The sequence below is a fragment of the Neisseria sp. P0021.S007 genome, from assembly GCF_051956855.1.
Window position 1 is genome coordinate 1 of record NZ_JBQCXA010000425.1, and the last position, 741, is coordinate 741.

General features: G+C 54.7%; 1 protein-coding gene and 1 pseudogene. Both read right to left on the reverse strand.

Annotated features, from left to right (window positions below):
- Positions 1–253 (reverse strand): annotated as a pseudogene (locus tag ACTHUR_RS13780) (L,D-transpeptidase family protein); the annotation flags it as partial.
- 13 nt (positions 254–266) lie between these two features.
- On the reverse strand, positions 267–741 hold a 475-nt coding region (locus ACTHUR_RS13785), incomplete at its 5' end, for a glutamate ligase domain-containing protein (RefSeq protein WP_440399099.1).

Genomic DNA, 741 nt, shown 5'->3' on the forward strand with positions numbered 1-741 from the left:
GTTTATGCCCGACCGGTTGTTTGCCCAGCGAAATAGGATAGGTTTTTAGCAACCTGCCTTGCGAGTACGCCGACATGGTGCGCTTGCTTTTATGTACGACCAATCTGTCGATAACGGCATCTTCAGGCAACGGCGCTTCGCTTGGCGTGGTAACAGTAGTCTTGGAACGAATCGGCGCAGCAAACCAGAACACCGAAGCAGCAACAGCCAAAAGTACAACTGTCGCCAAGCCGATTTTCAACCCGACTTTCATCTTTCAGACGGCCTTACAAAGCCTTAAACGCTTCGATAAACACTTCCGAACGGTGTGCATAGCCTTTGAACATATCGAAGCTCGCACAAGCTGGGCTGAGCAACACGATATCGCCCGCTTCGGCTTGGGCATATGCCGTCTGAACCGCTTCTTCCAAAGTGGCGCAGTCGGTCATATTCAGACCGCAGCCGTCCAAATCGCGGCGGATTTGCGGCGCATCGACGCCGATCAGGAACACGCCTTTTGCCTTGCCGGCAAGCGCATCGCGCAATGGCGTGAAGTCCTGCCCTTTACCCATGCCGCCCAAAATTACGAAGAGCGGATTTTGCAAACCAGCAATCGCGGCGGCGGTCGCGCCGACGTTCGTGCCTTTGCTGTCGTCGATGAATACCACGCCGTTTTTCTTGCCGATTTTTTCCACGCGGTGCGGCAGGCCTTGGAAGGTTTTAACGTGTTCGAACAATGCTTCGCGCGGCAAACCGATGGCC